Source organism: Virgibacillus sp. MSJ-26 (assembly GCF_018918075.1).
Lineage (GTDB): Bacteria > Bacillota > Bacilli > Bacillales > Amphibacillaceae > MSJ-26.
In genome coordinates this window covers 1-18,926 of record NZ_JAHLPW010000005.1, presented here as the reverse complement: position 1 = coordinate 18,926, position 18,926 = coordinate 1, and the positions used below count along the sequence as shown (strand labels likewise).

General features: G+C 34.9%; 17 protein-coding genes. 16 read left to right on the top strand and 1 reads right to left on the bottom strand.

What is annotated here, in order from left to right; genetic code table 11:
• Window positions 1-12 precede the first annotated feature (12 nt).
• The 10 genes from resB (at window position 13) to KQI49_RS05505 (ending at window position 11,609) form a co-directional block, all read left to right on the top strand.
• Window positions 13-1,650, top strand: a complete 1,638-nt coding sequence (resB, locus tag KQI49_RS05550) for a cytochrome c biogenesis protein ResB (RefSeq protein WP_216487381.1) — start codon at window positions 13-15, stop codon at window positions 1,648-1,650.
• An 18-nt stretch (window positions 1,651-1,668) separates the two neighbouring features.
• Window positions 1,669-2,865: a c-type cytochrome biogenesis protein CcsB gene (gene ccsB / locus KQI49_RS05545; RefSeq protein WP_216487380.1), complete on the top strand. Its 1,197-nt coding sequence runs from the start codon at window positions 1,669-1,671 to the stop codon at window positions 2,863-2,865.
• A 171-nt stretch (window positions 2,866-3,036) separates the two neighbouring features.
• A complete protein-coding gene (locus KQI49_RS05540; RefSeq protein ID WP_216487379.1) occupies window positions 3,037-3,753 on the top strand; it encodes a response regulator transcription factor in 717 nt (238 codons plus the stop codon).
• Complete coding sequence (locus tag KQI49_RS05535) at window positions 3,753-5,510, top strand: ATP-binding protein (protein WP_216487378.1); 1,758 nt, start codon at window positions 3,753-3,755, stop codon at window positions 5,508-5,510. Before KQI49_RS05540 ends, KQI49_RS05535 begins: the two co-directional genes overlap by 1 nt.
• Before the next feature lie 432 nt (window positions 5,511-5,942).
• Window positions 5,943-6,989, top strand: a complete 1,047-nt coding sequence (locus KQI49_RS18885; protein WP_216487377.1) for a YpbB family protein — start codon at window positions 5,943-5,945, stop codon at window positions 6,987-6,989.
• Between the two features lie 25 nt (window positions 6,990-7,014).
• Window positions 7,015-8,562 carry a RecQ family ATP-dependent DNA helicase gene (locus KQI49_RS05525; protein WP_216487376.1) on the top strand — a complete coding sequence of 516 codons (1,548 nt, stop codon included), beginning with the start codon at window positions 7,015-7,017 and terminating at the stop codon, window positions 8,560-8,562.
• Complete coding sequence (locus KQI49_RS05520) at window positions 8,549-9,115, top strand: CPBP family intramembrane glutamic endopeptidase (RefSeq protein ID WP_216487375.1); 567 nt, start codon at window positions 8,549-8,551, stop codon at window positions 9,113-9,115. Before KQI49_RS05525 ends, KQI49_RS05520 begins: the two co-directional genes overlap by 14 nt.
• 10 nt (window positions 9,116-9,125) lie before the next feature.
• Window positions 9,126-9,455 carry a hypothetical protein gene (locus KQI49_RS05515; protein WP_216487374.1) on the top strand — a complete coding sequence of 110 codons (330 nt, stop codon included), beginning with the start codon at window positions 9,126-9,128 and terminating at the stop codon, window positions 9,453-9,455.
• A 149-nt stretch (window positions 9,456-9,604) separates the two neighbouring features.
• A complete protein-coding gene (locus tag KQI49_RS05510; RefSeq protein WP_216487373.1) occupies window positions 9,605-10,180 on the top strand; it encodes a genetic competence negative regulator in 576 nt (191 codons plus the stop codon).
• A 151-nt stretch (window positions 10,181-10,331) separates the two neighbouring features.
• Entirely contained in the window at window positions 10,332-11,609 is a 1,278-nt protein-coding gene (locus KQI49_RS05505; protein ID WP_216487372.1) for a Glu/Leu/Phe/Val family dehydrogenase, read from the top strand.
• A gap of 166 nt (window positions 11,610-11,775) precedes the next feature.
• Here KQI49_RS05505 and KQI49_RS05500 read toward each other — a convergent pair whose 3' ends face one another.
• Window positions 11,776-12,750: an asparaginase gene (locus KQI49_RS05500; protein ID WP_216487371.1), complete on the bottom strand. Its 975-nt coding sequence runs from the start codon at window positions 12,748-12,750 to the stop codon at window positions 11,776-11,778.
• 123 nt (window positions 12,751-12,873) lie between these two features.
• On the opposite strand from KQI49_RS05500, the gene prsW reads away from it, so the two are divergent.
• The 6 genes from prsW to rpsA all read left to right on the top strand — a co-directional run bounded on the left by prsW (window position 12,874) and on the right by rpsA (window position 18,640).
• Window positions 12,874-13,527 (top strand): glutamic-type intramembrane protease PrsW, encoded by a 654-nt coding sequence (gene prsW, locus KQI49_RS05495; protein ID WP_216487370.1) that lies wholly within the window; start codon window positions 12,874-12,876, stop codon window positions 13,525-13,527.
• Between the two features lie 116 nt (window positions 13,528-13,643).
• Window positions 13,644-14,408, top strand: a complete 765-nt coding sequence (sleB, locus tag KQI49_RS05490; RefSeq protein WP_371817524.1) for a spore cortex-lytic enzyme — start codon at window positions 13,644-13,646, stop codon at window positions 14,406-14,408.
• A 14-nt stretch (window positions 14,409-14,422) separates the two neighbouring features.
• Window positions 14,423-15,772 carry a germination protein YpeB gene (gene ypeB / locus KQI49_RS05485; RefSeq protein WP_216487368.1) on the top strand — a complete coding sequence of 450 codons (1,350 nt, stop codon included), beginning with the start codon at window positions 14,423-14,425 and terminating at the stop codon, window positions 15,770-15,772.
• A 13-nt stretch (window positions 15,773-15,785) separates the two neighbouring features.
• On the top strand, window positions 15,786-16,517 hold the full coding sequence (locus KQI49_RS05480; RefSeq protein ID WP_216487367.1) for a flagellar brake protein: 732 nt from the start codon (window positions 15,786-15,788) through the stop codon (window positions 16,515-16,517).
• Window positions 16,518-16,680: 163 nt separating this feature from the next.
• Window positions 16,681-17,355, top strand: coding sequence for a (d)CMP kinase (gene cmk, locus KQI49_RS05475; RefSeq protein WP_216487366.1), 675 nt, complete (start codon window positions 16,681-16,683; stop codon window positions 17,353-17,355).
• 154 nt (window positions 17,356-17,509) lie between these two features.
• Window positions 17,510-18,640: a 30S ribosomal protein S1 gene (rpsA, locus tag KQI49_RS05470; RefSeq protein WP_216487365.1), complete on the top strand. Its 1,131-nt coding sequence runs from the start codon at window positions 17,510-17,512 to the stop codon at window positions 18,638-18,640.
• The last annotated feature ends 286 nt before the right edge of the window (window positions 18,641-18,926 follow it).

The window sequence follows — 18,926 nt, the reverse complement described above, 5'->3', positions numbered from 1 at the left end:
GAGGGATTTTGTATGAAAAAAATAAAATGTGAATGCGGACACGTTAATCCGGAAGGAACGGTTCTTTGTGAAGCTTGCGGAAAGCCAATCGAAGAGAACCAGCATATTGATGGAAATGATCAGACACAACTTTTAAATATGCGTTATGACGGAAGCGCCAGGCGCTCACAAACTTATAATAAATCAATTGTAGATAAGATCTGGAGTTTCTTTTCTTCAGTAAAAGTTGGTGTATGGTTAATAGTTATTGCATTAATTGCGTCAGCATTTGGAACTATTTTTCCACAAGAAATGTATATACCCCCTGAAGCTGTTTCAAGGGACCCAGCTGTGTTTTATGAAGCGCGTTACGGACTACTAGGAAAAATATATTACCAATTAGGATTTCATAACCTTTATAGTTCATGGTGGTATATGATTTTGATAGCCCTAATCGGTGTATCTTTAGTAATCTGTAGTCTCGATCGATTTATACCTTTACGCAGAGCATTAAAAATACAAAAGCCTAAGCGAAATGAGATATTTTTAAAAAGACAACGTTTATATAGCAAAAGCGAAAATGTACCACCTGAAGAACTAAAGCTAGTTAAAGAAAGACTTGAGAACCAAAGATACAAGGTGAGAGAAGAAGATGGCCATCTTTTGGCTGAAAAAGGCCGTTTTTCAAGATGGGGACCTTATGTTAACCATATAGGGTTAATTATTATTCTCTTAGCAGCCATCCTCCGTATGACACCATTACTATTTTTAGATGATTATATTTGGATTCGCGAGGGAGAAGAGCTCGTTATACCAGGAACTGATGGGGAATATTATATTGAAAATAAAAAGTTTACTTTAGAGACGCACGATGCTGATGATGAACGTTTTAAAGATGCAATAGAGAAAGAGGGCATGATCGCTAGTAATTATCAATCTGATGTTATTATATATAAAGTGAAAAACTCAGATGTAGTTGGAGCAGAGCCTGAGTTAGAAAAATACAAAGAGGACAGTTTACGTTTAAATCAACCTTTGAAATTTGATGGATATACATTGTACCAAGCAGGATACCAACTTAATGAATTTAAAAACATGACCTTTAAAATATATGATGTTGAAGATCAGGATCAAAAACCACTTGATGAATTTACAATAGACCTTACCGAACCAGAATCAGTTTATGAACTAGAAAATGGGTTCCAAGTAGAAGTTGTAGAATACTTCCCTGATTACTATATGGATGGGGATGAGCCAAGATCTGAAACCAAGTATCCAAAAAATCCGGCGTTTATGTTTGAAATCACGCCACCAGACAGCAATGAATCGGAAATTAGCTTTGTCGGAATAGGTAAGAATATCAGCCCAACGGGAGAAAATAATTTTAAACTGGGCATCGAAAATTTTGAAAGTCGCGATGTCAGTGGTATAACTGTAAGACGTGATTACACCATACCGTTCTTTATATTGGGTGCAGCTATTTTTATGATTGGCGTTATCCAAGGTATGTACTGGTACCATAGAAGAATTTGGGTGCATCCGACAGATAAAGGTGTATTATTAGCAGCACATACGAATAAAAACTGGTTTGGTATCCAAAAAGACATAGAGAAAGCCATTGAAGGAACACATGTTAATATGGTAGATGACCAAAGAGGACTTGATGAATAGACTGTCAGGAGGGAAATAATGACTTTACTAAAGATAAGTAGTGCTATGCTTTTCACAGCATTTATGTTTTATTTGGTGGCAACAATATTCTTTGGAGCGACCATTAGAGATAAACGTACTGATCATAAGAGGAAAACGTTAGCAGGTAAGATTGGTATTACCTTGACGCTTATAGGATTCTTAGCACAAGTGACTTACTTTATTACAAGATGGATAGCTGGAGGACATGCTCCAGTTAGCAACTTATTTGAATTCACGACATTCTTGGGAATGACACTTGTATTTGCGTTTATTATTATTTACTTTATTTATCGTTTAGGCGCTTTGGGCTTATTTGCCCTTCCAATAGCGATGTTAATTATTGCATATGCAAGTATGTTTCCAACCAATATATCGCCGTTAGTTCCATCGTTGCAGAGTAACTGGCTTTGGATTCACGTAACGACTGTTTCATTGGGGCAAGGTATCTTGTCCATTAGCTTTGTGGCTGGATTAATTTATTTGATTCGCCAAGTTGACCAAACAGTTCGAAGTAAAAGAACAACGTGGTTAGAAATTGTTATGTACTTGTTAGTACTGACGGTAGGTTTTGTAGGTATTACTTCGGCCTTTACTTTAACTGGATATAGTGCAGAATTTGAATATTTAGATGAAAACACAGGAAATGTAGTAACGACTGAATATCACTTACCAGCCATCGCTGCTCCAAACGGTGGGGAATTACTTACAAAAGATGCAATGGAGCCATGGTTTGAGACCCCTGCATGGATGCACGGAGCCGATGCGGGTAGAAAATTCAATACAGTTCTTTGGTCATTCATTACTGGATCGATTTTATATGGGGTTATCCGGTTGATTACAAGGAGACGAATTGCTGCCGCAATACAGCCTAAACTTCAAAATATTAAACCTGATTTATTGGATGAAATTACGTATCGGGCTGTAGCGATCGGATTCCCGGTCTTTACTTTAGGTGGTCTTATCTTTGCGGCGATTTGGGCGCAAATTGCTTGGGATCGATTCTGGGGCTGGGATCCTAAAGAAGTATGGGCGCTAATTACTTGGTTCTTCTATGCGGCCTTTCTTCATTTACGCTTATCAAGAGGGTGGCATGGAGAAAAATCTGCATGGCTAGCTATTGGAGGATTTGCAATTATCATGTTTAACCTTATTGCAGTAAACTTAATACTAGCGGGATTACACTCATATGCATAAAAGTTAAATTTAATAAAATGAAACATGGCAGGATATCTTGTCATGTTTTTCTTATATACACTTATCTCATTTTAAAGTACTATAGGTGTATATTGTATTTACACTTTTCTTTATACTTTTTCTTTTCAATAGTTTATAATTCAAATAGTATGGTTTAGAGGGGGAACTGAGATGGAAAATGAGGAAAAAATTCTAGTAGTAGATGACGAAGATCGCATTCGTCGACTCTTGCGCATGTACCTTGAACGTGAAGATTATTTTATAGATGAAGCTGATAATGGAAATGACGCACTTGAGCTTGCACTTGAAAATAACTATGATGTTATTCTATTAGATCTAATGATGCCTGGCATGGATGGGATTGAAGTGTGCCAGGAATTAAGAAAAGAAAAAGATACACCGGTTATTATGCTTACCGCAAAAGGGGAGGAATCAAATCGAGTTCAAGGATTTGAAGTTGGAACAGATGATTACATTGTTAAGCCTTTTAGTCCCCGAGAAGTTGTTTTAAGGGTTAAAGCACTTCTTAGACGTGCGACATCGACTCAATTTGATGAAGTTGATAGTCAAGCTAAAAATATTCTTGTCTTTCCACACTTAACAATTGATCATGACGCCCATCGAGTGACAGCCGATGGTGCCGAAGTTAATCTGACACCTAAAGAATATGAATTATTATGTTTTCTTGCAGAAACACCAGATAAAGTATTTAATCGTGAACAATTACTGAAGGAAGTATGGGAATACGAATTTTTTGGAGATTTACGAACTGTTGATACTCATGTTAAGCGACTACGTGAAAAATTAAATGCAGCTTCAAAAAAGGCTGCAAAAATGATAGTCACTGTATGGGGTGTCGGATATAAATTTGAGGTAGATGATGCCTAATGTTCTGGAAAAGTGTAGTAGGAAAACTAGCAATAACGATTTTATTGCTAGTTTCTTTTGTGTTATTTATCTTAACAATGTTGTTAATGGAGTTTTTTGAAAACTTCCATATACAAGAAGCAGAAAAGGACATGCTCCAAACGGCAACTAAAGTATCAATTATGGTGGAAACCTATGATGATCGCTCTATGATGATTGATACAGTTAAACGTGTGAAAGATCCTGAAAGTAGAGTTGTCATTGTATTTGATGACAATACTGATTGGACCTCAGATAGTAGTGATCAAAGCCTTTCTAGTTTAGATTATAATTGGATAAAGCATGAAGACGATTTAAGTGATGTATTAGATGAAAATAAAGACGTGAAAAAACAGTTGATATTGCCAGGTAGTGAGGTTGAGGCAATGATTGTCGGCACACCAATAGAAAACCATGGTGCTGTGTTTGTTTACCAATCATTAGATGTTATTGACCAAACTAAAGCAGAGACAACTAAAATTATATTTTTAGCTGCAGGAATTGCAATTGTTTTAACAACTATTTTTGCATTCTTCTTATCAACAAGAATCACTGCTCCTCTTATTAAAATGCGAGAAGCTGCATTTGATTTAACGAGAGGGGAATTCAATACAAAGGTGCCTATTTTAACACATGATGAAATTGGAGAATTAGCTATCGCTTTTAACCGAATGGGAAGACAGTTGAAATTTCATATTAATGCGCTTAGACAAGAGAAGGAACAATTATCAGGGATTCTTAGTTCGATGGCGGATGGGGTAGTTACTTTAAACCGTAACGGGGAAATGATTATTACAAATCCTCCAGCCGACCACTTTATTGATGATTGGTACTTTGAAAATAATATACCAATATCTAAGAAAGATAATCGCCTGCCTTATGAACTTAATACTATCTTACAAGAAGTTATTCACGGTGAAAAAGAAGTTTTGGAAGAGATCAAACTACAAGGTCGAACTTGGGTTATGATTATGACGCCACTATATGATCAAAATTATGTGCGTGGTGCGGTTGCTGTCGTTCGAGATATGACTGAAGAGAGACGCTTAGATAAATTAAGAAAAGACTTTATCGCTAATGTTTCCCATGAACTAAGAACACCAATATCAATGCTGCAGGGTTACAGTGAAGCGATTGTAGATGATGTGGCTGAATCGCCAGAGGAAAAAAATGAGTTAGCTCAGATTATTTACGAGGAATCTATGCGTTTAAGTCGCTTAGTCAATGATTTACTTGACTTAGGACGTATGGAAGCGGGGCATGTTGAAGTACGTAAGGAACAAGTAGAAGTAAATGCTTATGTCGAACGGATTGTCAAAAAATTCTTAGGTGTTTCTGAGGATAACCATGTTGATTTGCAATTGACTAAAGATATGGAGCAAGATTTAGCAACATTTGATCCTGATGCTGTTGAGCAAGTGTTTACAAACTTAATAGATAATGCAATCAGACATACAAAAGAAAATGGTTTTGTTCATGTCCATATACTTAATAATAAAGAAGAATTTAATGTATCAATCCAAGACAATGGAAGTGGGGTCCCTGAGGAAGACTTGCCATTTATCTTTGAACGTTTTTATAAAGCCGATAAGGCTAGAACGAGAAATGGGCAGAAGAAAGGAACAGGTCTAGGTCTAGCTATTGCAAAAAATATTGTTGATGCTCATGATGGTGTTATTACAGTTAAAAGTAAACAAAACCAGGGAACTACTTTTAATTTTAAGATTCCCCAAAAGTAATCCGCTCGAGGTTTTTTAACTGAGAGGGTCGATTTTAATGACCCTCTTTTTTAATTGTTTAGCGTAACATTAAAACTTCTGTGGATAATTTTATACTGAAATTGGCCACGTTCAGCGCAAGCGCCCAGCAACTACCAAGCTCCGAATACCTTCCTACGATAAGTCGAACTCGAATCGCTCCGCTCTTCGGTTCTCCTTTATCTCGTCAGGTCTTCTCCAGCTTGTACGTTCCTAACCGGCCGCCCCGTGCTTTTGTTCTGATATCTTTGAGAATTCCTATTATTTCATACACCAGTAGACTGTAAAATTTCACAATTTCCTAGATTATGGTACATAACACTATAAAAACTAGTGTTAATCTTCTATAATAAAATATAACTTAATTAACTATCGGCTTAAGATATTAAAATGTCGAGATGGGATGTGTGTTCAGTGTTTTTAAAAGGTATTATCTTATACTGTCAATCTCATATAAAGCAATCTAGAAGCATATTTTCGATTTTTCATTTGTTAAAAGGGAAAAGAGGCATACAAACAGTACATGATGCACATTTATTTCGACTTGAACCTCTGTTTGGAATATATCCTGCATTAGACAAAATGTCTTTTGAAAAAGAAATCAAGACCTTAATTAGTAAAGAATATCTAATGCATACTGAGCAAGAAAATGTTTATTCATTGACTAGCAGAGCCTTTACGTGGTTAAGTGTACATCAAAAAGAACTTCGTTTAGAGTATTTCAATGGATTAAGACATCATCAGATTACCGATACTTTTTTTGGTCGTCTGCTTTTGTTTATTCAAACGTACACAAATATACAAATGAATTACTATTCATTTATCCCTGTCAGAGATAGTACTTCTATTACCTCCTGGCTTAAAGATTACTATAAAAGATCGGGCAATGTTCAGGCAGATGAAATATTATATGTCTTATATACTGATTTAGATAAGTTACTTAAAAAGTTTAAAGAAAATGAAGCACATTTTTTCATAGACCATCTGTCAGGATATAAAAAGTACGGTATGACAACAAGCCAACTTTCTAAGAAATATAATATAAACATAGTAGACTTACCGCTCTTACGTATAGCTATACTACATAAGATGTTAACGATTATTAATAAGGATAACAATCAATTTAAAATATTGCCTGCTTTAGTTCCAGAAAGAGTGGAAAGCCTATTTATTACCAATACAACGATGACAACTTATAACTTATTAAATGCGGGTTTTTCACCAGAAGAAATTAAAGTTAGGAGAAACTTGAAACTTAATACCATTTATGATCATATTGTTGAAATTTCTCTTTTTGATAAGGCATTTAATATCGATGACTATGTGAGTGAATCTGTTATTAATGAAATAAAGATGGCTGTTTCTAATACAGACTCATATAAGCTAAAAGATATTAAGGAAAAAGTCTCTGATGAGATATCCTTTTTCCAAATAAGATTGGTATTAACGCGTATAAGCTAAAATAATTAAAATTTAGGTGGTTTTAATGATACACACGTCAAGCCTTAGCGACAGTTTAAAAGAATTTAATATCACTGCTTTTAGACAAGGACAAAAGGAAATTATAACAGATGTACTAAATGGGAATGATGTCTTAGGAATATTACCAACAGGAAGTGGGAAATCTTTATGTTACCAATTACCTGCCAAATTATTTGAGGGCACTACAATTGTAGTTTCTCCATTAATATCTTTAATGCATGATCAGGTTAAACAACTTAAAGCCAAACATTTTAAAGAAGTTATTGCATTAAATAGCTCGATGAATTATATAGAAAGAAAAAATACATATAGACACTTACAATCATTTAAGCTTATTTACATGTCACCTGAACTTTTGCAAAACGAGGAATTACTGAACTATTTAACGCAAATTAAGATTAGCTTATTTGTAATTGATGAAGCCCATTGTATTTCCCAGTGGGGACATGAATTTAGACCAGATTATTTAAAGTTAGAATCAATTATTAACCGACTAGGGAATCCTCCTATCCTCGCTCTAAGTGCGACAGTTACAGAAACAGTGCAAACTGATATTGTTAAAACTTTAAAAAGACCACATATTATTAAACATATTTATCCGATTGATCGGACAAACATAGCCTTTACTATACATGAAGTTTCCGATAATACTGAAAAGATGGAACTGATATTAAAATTACTTCATCATAAACATGTTCCTACGATAATCTATTTTTCAAGTCGTGCAGTTTCTGAAAGAGTTGCTAATTTGCTTTCAGCTGAATTACCTCAGCATGAGATTGCTTTTTACCATGGAGGGATGGATCAAAACGACCGGGTCATTGTTCAACAACAATTTATGAATGATCAATTAGATGTTATTTGTTGTACAAGCGCCTTTGGTATGGGAATTGATAAACCAAATATCCGATTAGTCATCCATTATCATATGCCAAATCAAATCGAATCGTATATTCAAGAGGTTGGAAGAGCGGGAAGAGATGGAAAGGAATCTCTAAGTGTTTTGTTATATAGTCATAATGATAAATACATTCCATTAAATATAATCGACAGCGAGCTTCCATCAGAAGATGAAGTCAACATGACATTTAACAAGATATATGATATATATGATAAAAATAAAAATCTCCCATCAAAGGATGAAGAAATACTAGAGATATTACAACTGGGAGAAATTAAATGGCGATTTCTGCAATATCAAATGGAGCGATATGGTATTATAAAAGATAAATTTGTTCAGTATAATGCTAATAATTGGGACGTTGCACGACAAAATATTAAAAAACTAATAAAAGATCGACAGCTCTTGAAACAAAGAAAATTAAATGAGATGCTTAGGTGGATTCATGAAGATTATTGCCTTAGGAAACGCTTATATAAGCCATTTCAACATTCTTATCAACCAGCATTATATCAATGTTGCAGTAATTGTGGCTATTCATTGGATGAGTGGATGCCTGAGCAGAAAATGGCCACGCAGAAAAAAGATCTCGGTTGGCACCAGAAATTGAAAAATATATTGTTGATTGAGGGAGATTATGAAGCAGAGTGAAATAATAAAACGACTTTCAGATAAAGAATTGAAGCGATCATTGATTCTCTCACAATCACTCTTCTTAGCTTTATCTTTAATAGGTAGTATCCTACTATTTGAAAGTATAACAGATTGGTTTTTCTTCTTTCAGATAGACTTGAAAGAGATAATTGTTTATGGTTTGTTTCCTGGGATACTTATTGTTCTTATTGATTTAATTTTAATGTATGCTTTGCCCAAAAAATACTATGACGATGGAGGCATTAATGAACGAATCTTTACAAGTTTAAACTACAGTGAAATATTCTTTATCTGTATTTTGATAGCAGTTTCTGAAGAACTGTTGTTTAGGGGCGTTCTTCAAACTACATTTGGCTATATACCTGCAAGTGTTATTTTTGCTTTAGTTCATGTTCGTTATTTATCAAAGCCTGTCTTACTTATATCAGTTTTGTTAATTAGTTTTTTTATTGGATATTTGTTTGAAGTAACTGGAAATTTATATGTCACCATTTTTGCCCACTTTACGGTCGATTTTATCTTAGGCCTAGTTATTCGTTATCAAAAATGAGGTGTGGTTAATGAACAAATCAGTGGACGAAGATCAAGCAACCGAACTAAGGAAGCTTATTAGTGAAGTTGAAGCGAAAGATGATGTGAAAAATCCAACTAATGAAGAACGAAAGCAAGAACCTCGTCGGCAAATTGACATTCTTGACTTACCCCCGCGTAAAGAGATACATAGTAAAAAGAAATCTCGGGTTCATTTTAAATTAAATCGCTCTGTATTACGCTTAATCGTTGTCTTTCTTTTAGTAGCTGCAGTAATCGTGGGGGTCATATATTTATTTGAAAATGATTTATTGCAGCTTGCATTATTTCCGGAAACCATATCTTATAACATTTCATAGTATGCATTGAACATGGTCATATATCATAACTATAAACTATGTCAGTGTTTAACACATTTGCGGTTAAGCTTTAATATAACTATTAACAAGTATTTAATTTTGTAAAATTTGATTTAGAATGATTGTCAGTGGTTAGAGGAGGAATATGGATGCGTATCGAAAGGCTGTCAAACCATCAATTTAAAATCTTTTTAACTTTTGATGATTTAAATGAGCGTGGTTTTAATAAAGAAAGTTTGTGGATTGATCTTGATAACGTACGAGATCTTTTTAGTGATATGATGTACGAAGCAAGTGATGAAATTGGCTTTGAACTGTATGGGAGCCTATTGATTCAAGTACATTTAATGCAAGCCCAAGGTATGCATATAATTGTTACACAAAAGGTTGAAGACTATGAGATAGATGAAGATTTTATTGAAATGAAAGTCACATTAAATGAAAGTAAAGAACTTATTTTTAAGTTCGAAGAGTTTGAGGATATTATTAACGGGGCTCATCACCTATCATCATTTTCATTAATAGATGCAGCGATTTATTATTTTAATGACCATTATTATATGATTATCGAAGACCAAACAGAGTCACCTGATAAAGAAGATCTTATTGCCATTATGGCTGAATTCTCTACTCCAAGTATTACGACCTCTTATCTTATTAAAGAATATGGAAAGTCGATATTTCAGACAAATGCAATCCAAGAGATCTTACACTATTTTGAATGAATTGTGGTGTGAGGAGTGTCTCTAGGTAACCGCTTTCAATTGTGCGGGATTAATATATTTAAATAGCTTTATTTAATTGCATATTTATCATGAAGGTGTATACTAGCACATGAGTAAAGCTATTATTATAGATTTTGTGGGAGGTAAACTCATGGTAGCCGATAAAGCAGCAGATTCTACCAAGGAAGAAGAAGCAATGAATATTTTGGGTTCAACACGAACTGTTGTAAAAACCGCTTTAGAGAGGTTGGGTTATCCTGAAGAGGTTTATGAATTATTGAAAGACTCAATGCGGATGTTAAAAGTACGAATTCCTGTAAGAATGGACGACGGATCAGTAAAAATATTTACAGGTTACCGCGCCCAACATAATGATGCCGTTGGTCCAACAAAGGGTGGTGTAAGATTTCACCCAGATGTAACCGAAACTGAAGTGAATGCATTAGCGATTTGGATGAGCTTAAAAGCAGGTATTGTTGATTTACCTTATGGTGGAGGAAAAGGGGGAATAATATGTGATCCCCGCGAAATGTCATTTAGGGAGCTGGAGGGTTTAAGCCGTGGCTACGTTAGAGCTATCAGCCAATTTGTAGGCCCAACTAAAGACATTCCTGCACCAGATGTATTTACAAATTCGCAAATTATGGCTTGGATGATGGATGAATACAGTCGTATTGATGAATTTAATAATCCTGGTTTCATTACGGGTAAACCAATCGTGCTTGGTGGGTCCCATGGTAGAGAATCAGCAACAGCTAAAGGTGTCACCATTGTAATAAATGAAGCAGCTAAGAAACGAAATCTCGAAGTTAAGGGAGCGAAAGTTATCGTCCAAGGATTTGGTAATGCGGGAAGCTTCCTATCTAAGTTTTTACATGATGCTGGTGCGAAAGTCGTGGGTATCTCAGATGCCTATGGGGCTTTATATGACTCTGAAGGCTTAGATATTGATTACCTACTCGACAGAAGAGATAGCTTCGGAACTATTACAAACTTATTTGATAATACGATAACAAATCAAGAATTATTAGAGTCTGATTGTGATATACTTGTTCCTGCTGCCGTTGAAAATCAAATAACAAAAGAAAATGCCCATAAAATACAAGCAGATATTGTGGTAGAAGCAGCGAACGGTCCAACAACCATGGAAGCTACTGAAATACTTACCGAAAGAGGAAAGTTACTAGTCCCTGATGTTTTAGCTTCTGCAGGTGGAGTAACTGTGTCTTACTTTGAATGGGTACAAAATAATCAAGGATATTACTGGACAGAAGAAGAAATTGATGAGAAATTACATGAAAATATGATTAAAGCATTCAATACCATTTATGATACATCCCAAACTCGACAAATTGACATGCGACTCGCTGCATATATGATCGGGGTTAGAAAAATGGCAGAAGCTTCACGTTTCCGGGGTTGGATTTAACTTCAATTTATAAGAACAAAAATTTAAGTTTAAGTGTTTAAGCAGAATATGGCCAACTATTATATAAAGTCATCTCCACATAGATTTTAGAGTTAAATTTCCTAAAGATTATAAAGAAAAGCTCTTATTGACATGAACACGACGCAATAAGAGCTTTATTTTACTTTTAATTAATTTCTTCTTCAAACATTTTTTTCAAAACATTCATATCATTTGTTTTTTCTAGAGCGACTAAAAGTTTAATACGAGCTTTTGGACCTGTTAATCCATTTGTAAATATAACTCCCATATCTTTTAGTTGTCGACCTCCACCATCATACCCATATGTAGGCTGCACAACACCTTGGTAACATCTTGAGACAAGAATTATAGGGATACTACTATCTATTAGTAATTTGATTTCATCTACAACATCTTTTGGTAAATTTCCCTGGCCAAGCCCCTCTATGACTAGGCCATCAGGTTTTAAATATCGAATCGCTTGGATAATATCCCCCTTCATACCAGAAACAGCTGTCAGTAAATAAACCTTTTTTGTTAAACTTGTAATTGGATAAGCGTTGCCAGGTAGTAACGAATGATGAAATAATACCTTTTCTTTAGTAATAATACCAATTGGTCCATATTGGGGGCTTTGAAATGTAGCAATATTGCTGGTTGATGTCTTAGTAACATTACTGGCTGGGTGTATCTCATCGTTCATGACTACAAGTACGCCTTTTTTTCTTGCATCCTTACTGATTGCTACTCGTACGGAACTAATTAAGTTATATAAAGCGTCAGATCCAATTTCATTATAAGACCGCATCGCTCCAGTAACTATGATAGGTTTTTCCGTGTCTAAAACAAGACTCAGGAAATATGCGGTTTCTTCCAATGTATCAGTTCCGTGCGTAATAACAAAACCGTCATACATGTTAAGTAATTGATTAATTGTATTTGCAAGCGAAAGCATATGTTCAGGGGTTATTTGTGGTGAGGGAAGTGAAAACTCTATACGCTCTTCCACCACTGCATAAGTGTTTACATAGTCAACTAGTCCTGATAAAGGATGTTCGTTAGATATTGAGACTTTTCCAGTTGTTTTATCTTCCAACATTGAAATTGTTCCACCTGTATGGATAATTAATATTTTTTTCATTAATATTACACCTTCCAATTTTAAGTTAATACTTTTATTTTGTTTTAGGGCTAATTTATCGTATATTCATTTTTGTAATAACATGTTAGAATGAATGAGAATAAATAAGAAAGAGGTTCTACGATGTTAGCTATTTTATCAGCGGGTGTGGCCCCAGCATTTGCTTTGTTATCTTTTTTTTACTTAAAAGATCGATATAGTGAGCCTTTATTATTTATTTTTCGTGCTTTCATAATGGGATGCCTTCTCGTGTTACCCATTATGTTTATTCAGTATGTTATGTCTGATGAGATTAACAGCTTATTTATAGAATCTTTTCTTATTATCGCACTTATAGAAGAGTTTTTTAAATGGTTTGTCTTTTTATATATTATTTATCATCATACGGAGTTTAACACGCATTACGATGGAATTGTATACGCTGTGACTATAAGCTTGGGATTTGCCACAGTTGAAAACATTCTATTTTTATTAGTTAACGGTATAGAATATGCTTTTACTAGAGCAATTTTCCCTGTATCATCCCATGCGTTATTTGGTGTATTGATGGGATATCATTTCGGAAAAGCTAAAATACAACATAGAAATACTCATCTTACCTTAGCCTTGATTATACCTGTCTTTTTCCACGGGACATATAATTATATTATTAAAATGGTTTCAACAGACTGGTTAATTTACATGATTCCTTTTATGGCTATCTTATGGTGGATCGGTCTTTATCGGGTAAAATCTGCAAACCTTTCAGTTATAGACCATCAATTCAATAAAGTGTAACATCATTAATTCCCTGTTTTTATAGCAGGGGATTTTTTTATTGAATTTATGAATAAATTAGACTGTTAATCAAAAAATAGATATCAATGTGAAAGTAAGTTACGGGAGGCCTAATGATGAAGAGAAAAACAGCACTAATTTTAGTTGTGATTTGCGCTATTTCGATTATATTTCAGACACCACTTTCAAATCATACAGTTCAGGCATTTAGTCCACAGGTCATTCAGCAGGGTGCCTCTGGTGATGATGTGATTGAATTGCAAGCTCGTCTAAAACATATTGGATTTTATAATGGAAAAATTGATGGCGTTTTTGGATGGGGAACTTACTGGGCATTGAGGAACTTTCAATACGAGTTCGGTATGAAGGTTGATGGTTTAGCTGGTACAAGTACGAAACAAAAACTTGTTAAAGCAACTAAATATGATGAACAAAAAGTTAAGAACCAAATGTACAAAAGCCCATCACAAGGGGGGAATAAGCAAAAGCAACCCGCTAAAGCGTCCACAAATGTCCCACAAGGTTATTCTCAAAATGATATTAATTTAATGGCTAATGCTGTGCATGGTGAAGCTAGGGGGGAACCCTATGAAGGTCAAGTTGCCGTTGCAGCGGTTATTTTGAATCGTGTAGAAAGTGCGACATTTCCTAATAATATTTCGGGCGTCATCTTTGAACCTCGAGCGTTTACAGCTGTTGCAGATGGACAAATTTGGTTAACTCCTAATGAAACGGCCAAGAAAGCTGTTCTTGATGCAATGAATGGTTGGGACCCCTCCGGTAACGCGACGTATTATTTTAATCCAGATACCGCAACATCAGCATGGATTTGGTCAAGGCCACAGATTAAACGTATTGGAAAACATATATTCGCTAAATAGAAAGGTGTGATAATATGCCACGGTGGAGCTGGATAATAATTACTGTATTAACTATAGGTTTAGTGGGTACTTCATTTTGGGGATATAAAGAACACGAGGATAAGAATGCTGTTTTAATTCAAGCTGAAAATACGTACCAACGATCTTTTCACGAATTAACGCATAACATGGATTTGCTATATGACAAAATCGGCACCACACTTGCAATGAATTCAAAGGACAGTCTATCTCCAGAGCTTGTTGATATATGGCGCTTAACATCCGAAGCAATGTCCAATGTGGGACAGCTCCCATTAACATTATTGCCATTTAATAAAACAGAAGAATTTTTATCTAATATCGGAGATTTCACGTATAGAACAGCAGCTAGAGATTTAGATAAAGAGCCTTTATCAAATGAAGAGTTAAAGACACTCGAAAGTTTATATGAACAATCCGAGGATATTAAAGATGAATTAAGGACAGTACAGCATGAAGTATTAGATAACAATCTTAGGTGGATGGATGTTCAACTTGCATTAGCCACAAATGATGAACAAGAAGATAATACTATTATAGATGGTTTAAAAACGGTTGAAAAAAAGGTTGAAGGCTATTCAGAGGGAAATGAAGATTCATCCTTATTAGGTACGCGAGAGCAAGAACATGAGTTTAAAAATATAAAAGGTAATAGAATTAGTGAAGATGAAGCTCTTAACCGCAGTGCATCCTTATTTGACGTGAAAAGTGAAAAAGATATTGACATATCTCAAAGTGGAGAGGGAGCAGATCTACCTTTATATAATGTGTCATATGAAGATGATGACAAAAATGTTCACTTGGATATGAGTCAGCACGGGGGGCACCCTCTTTCAATGTTAGTTAATCGCACTGTAGGCGAGCCAAATTTGAGTTTACATGAAGCGCAGGAAGAAGCTGAAAAATATTTAAAAGAACAAAAATTTAAAAATATGACTTTATTCAGAAGCAGTCAATACGATTCAGTCGGTGTCTACTCGTTTTTACATGAAGAAGATTCAGTTAGAATGTATCCTGACGCCATTGAAGTGAAAGTTGCACTTGATAACGGTGATATACTTGGACTCACAGCAACAAATTACTTTATGAATCATAAAAAACGAGACTTGCCTAAGCCAAAAGTTACCAAAAAAGACGCAAAAGCTAAAGTTAATCCAAATGTAAAAATCCAAGAAGATTTCTTAGCAGTTATTGAAAATGATTTAGGAAAAGAAGTTTTAACCTATGAATTTCTTGGAACAATGGGCGGCAAAACATATCGTATATTCATCAACGCGTTAGATGGTAAAGAAGAAAGAATTGAAAAACTGGAACGCAAAGAAATAAATTTAGCAGGAAATTTTTAAAAAGGAGGGGCTTTTGTCCTTCCTTTTATCTAATTTATTTGCAATAATAGGTATAAAGTCTTATTTTGCTACAGGGAAACATAGAGGGGGAGAGGAATATGAAGATTGGCGCAACGCTGTCTCTAACGGAAAAAAAGAGAATTATCGAGCGAAAATAATCGACATAGATAAACATGAAGGTTACATAGTTATAGACCTGCCTGTTAGGGAAACAGACGGCAAAACAGCAATTTTAAGAGAAGGTATTCATTTAAGAGCTATTTATAATGAGGAAAACGAAAACATTTACCAATTTAATACGATAATAGTGCAGCGCTTAAATCAGAGAATTCCTGCATTTGTTTTAAAATATCCAAAAGAGGAAAATATAAAGAAAATCCAAAGAAGACAATTTGTCCGTATTAAAACAGCTGTTGACGTAGCGATCTCAAGCTTGAACAATAGTTTTTCTCCTTTTACTACAGTTACTACTGATATAAGTGCGGGCGGAGTGTCTATTATCATACCAAAAGAGCAAAAGCTAAAGTCGAAGTTATCGTGTGACTTAACGTTAGTTCTGCATGGAAGTACAAAAGAGCAACAATATATTAACGTAAAAGGGGAAATCATCAGGGTATATAGTCAAGAATATGATATACATACAGCCTCAATAAAATTTAATCAACTAACTAATCAGCAGCAACAGATGATTGTAAGATTTTGTTTTGAAAAGCAAAGAGAGGCCAGACGTAAAGAATTAACTTAATATTATTTATGTTGTAAGGTTAAACATAGACCTTTTTTTATCGAATATGTTATTATTTTATATAGTGAAGCAATTTAATGCGGAGCAAACTATGTCTATAGATTATTAAAAGATCTCAAAGCTCCGATTAGAAGATATTATGGTGAAAGGAAAGGCCGTTTGAATGACAAAAAAAATAACTATTGCAATTGATGGACCTGCTGCTGCAGGGAAAAGCACTGTAGCTAAGATGGTTGCTCAGAAACTATCGTATGTTTATATAGATACTGGTGCGATGTATCGAGCTTTAACATTAAAAGCAAAGAATAATAAAATTCCTTTTGATGAGGAAGACCAGCTCAATAAATTATTATTAGATACGACCATCAATCTTACACAGACTGAGCAAGGACAAAAAGTAGAGCTCGATGGAGTTGATATCACACGAGAAATTCGAACTCATGATGTAACAAACAATGTCTCACACGTTGCCAAACATCCATTGATACGTGCAGAAATGGTAAAAAGGCAGCAAGAACTTGCAAAAAACGGAGCCGTTGTGATGGACGGGCGGGATATTGGAACTTTTGTTTTACCAAATTCAGAACTTAAGATTTTCTTAATTGCTTCTGTGGAGGAACGGGCAAACAGGCGACATGAAGAAAACATTCAAAATGGCCTACCGTCCGATTTATCTGAGTTAAAAGAGGAAATTAAAACTCGCGATTTGCTTGATTCGAAGCGAGAAGTAGCGCCTCTTATCAAAGCGGAAGATGCTATTGAAATAGATACCACCTCTTTATCTATTATGGATGTTTGTCAGCGGATATTAAATGAAGCAGAAAAATTAGTCAACTAACTCATGATTAACTACTTCATTTACTTGACAAATCCATCTAATTATTAGAAGTTATAAAAAAGGGAATATACATTTTTCTTTGTACTAATTTAAACATTATTTTATACAAAATCAGTTTATTCCAGTTGTTTTGTATCTTAAGGAGGAAACAGTAATGAGTGAAACCAACAATGAAATGCCAAATCTTTCTGTGGGGGATATTATCCAAGGATCTATTGTAAAAGTAGAAGACAAACAAGCTCTTGTCGACTTTGGATATAAGACAGAAGGTATCATTCCAATTAGTGAGCTATCGAGCCTTCACGTTGAAACATCAAGTGATGTCGTCAATGAAGGAGACGAGTTAACTTTAAAAATAAAAAAGATTGAAGACGATGAAGTGATTTTATCTAAAAAGGAAGTCGATGCCGACCGCGCTTGGGAAGAGCTTACTGAAAAATATGAAAATGGTGAGACATTTACAACTGAAATTAAAGAAGTTGTAAAAGGTGGTTTAGTTGCTGATATAGGAGTGAGGGGTTTCATTCCTGCGTCTTTAGTAGAGACTTATTTTGTTGACGACTTCTCAGATTATAAAGGTAAGCAACTTGAAGTTAAAATTGTTGAATTGGATAAAAGCCAAAATAGACTTATTTTATCTCATCGTGCGGTAGTCGAAAAGCAAGAAGCGGAGCACAAAAAGGAATTGCTTGAAGATCTTGAAGCCGGTCAAGTTATTAAAGGTACTGTACAGAGACTCACTAATTTTGGAGCTTTTGTGGACCTGGGGGGTATCGATGGACTTGTTCATATTTCCGAGTTAGCTCATGAACATGTTGAAAAAGCCTCTGATGTTGTTTCCGAAGGCGAGGAAATTGAGGTGGAAGTACTTTCCGTTGACCGGGATAACGAACGTATTTCTTTATCAAGAAAGAATCTACAACCTGGACCATGGTCTGATATAAATGAAAAAATTTCTAAAGGCGATGTTGTTGAGGGAACGGTTAAAAGATTAGTTAACTTCGGAGCTTTCGTTGAGGTATTGCCTGGTGTTGAAGGCCTTGTTCATATCTCGCAAATTGCTAATCGCCATATAGGTACACCACAAGAAGTTTTAGAAGAAGGGCAAACAGTGAACGTTAAAGTCCTTGATGTCAACGAAGAAGAAGAACGTATGTCACTCAGTATTAAAGAATTGGAAGAAGATCAAGAAGCTGATGATATTAGAGAATATGAAAAAAGCGATGAACAGACTGGATTCCAGTTCGGCGACTTTATCGGTGACAAGTTAAATAAATATAAATAACCCTAGTTAAATAAACTAGCGAAAACCCTACTGATACAGTAGGGTTTTTTGTATAGACCCCACAACATATGGGATTCACCAAAAGTGCACACCATACATATTATGCGCAGTAATTTAACACTTTCTACTAAAAGAATGAGGTAAACCGTCGCTACGGAAATACGCTTCGCTTTGATATGCTCCCTTTTGAGTAGACAGTTAAAAAATAAAAAAACAACTATTCAAAAGGAGAGGTATTCATTGGCAAATCCATATTATTCACCCGACTTTAAATGGAAAGTAGTTC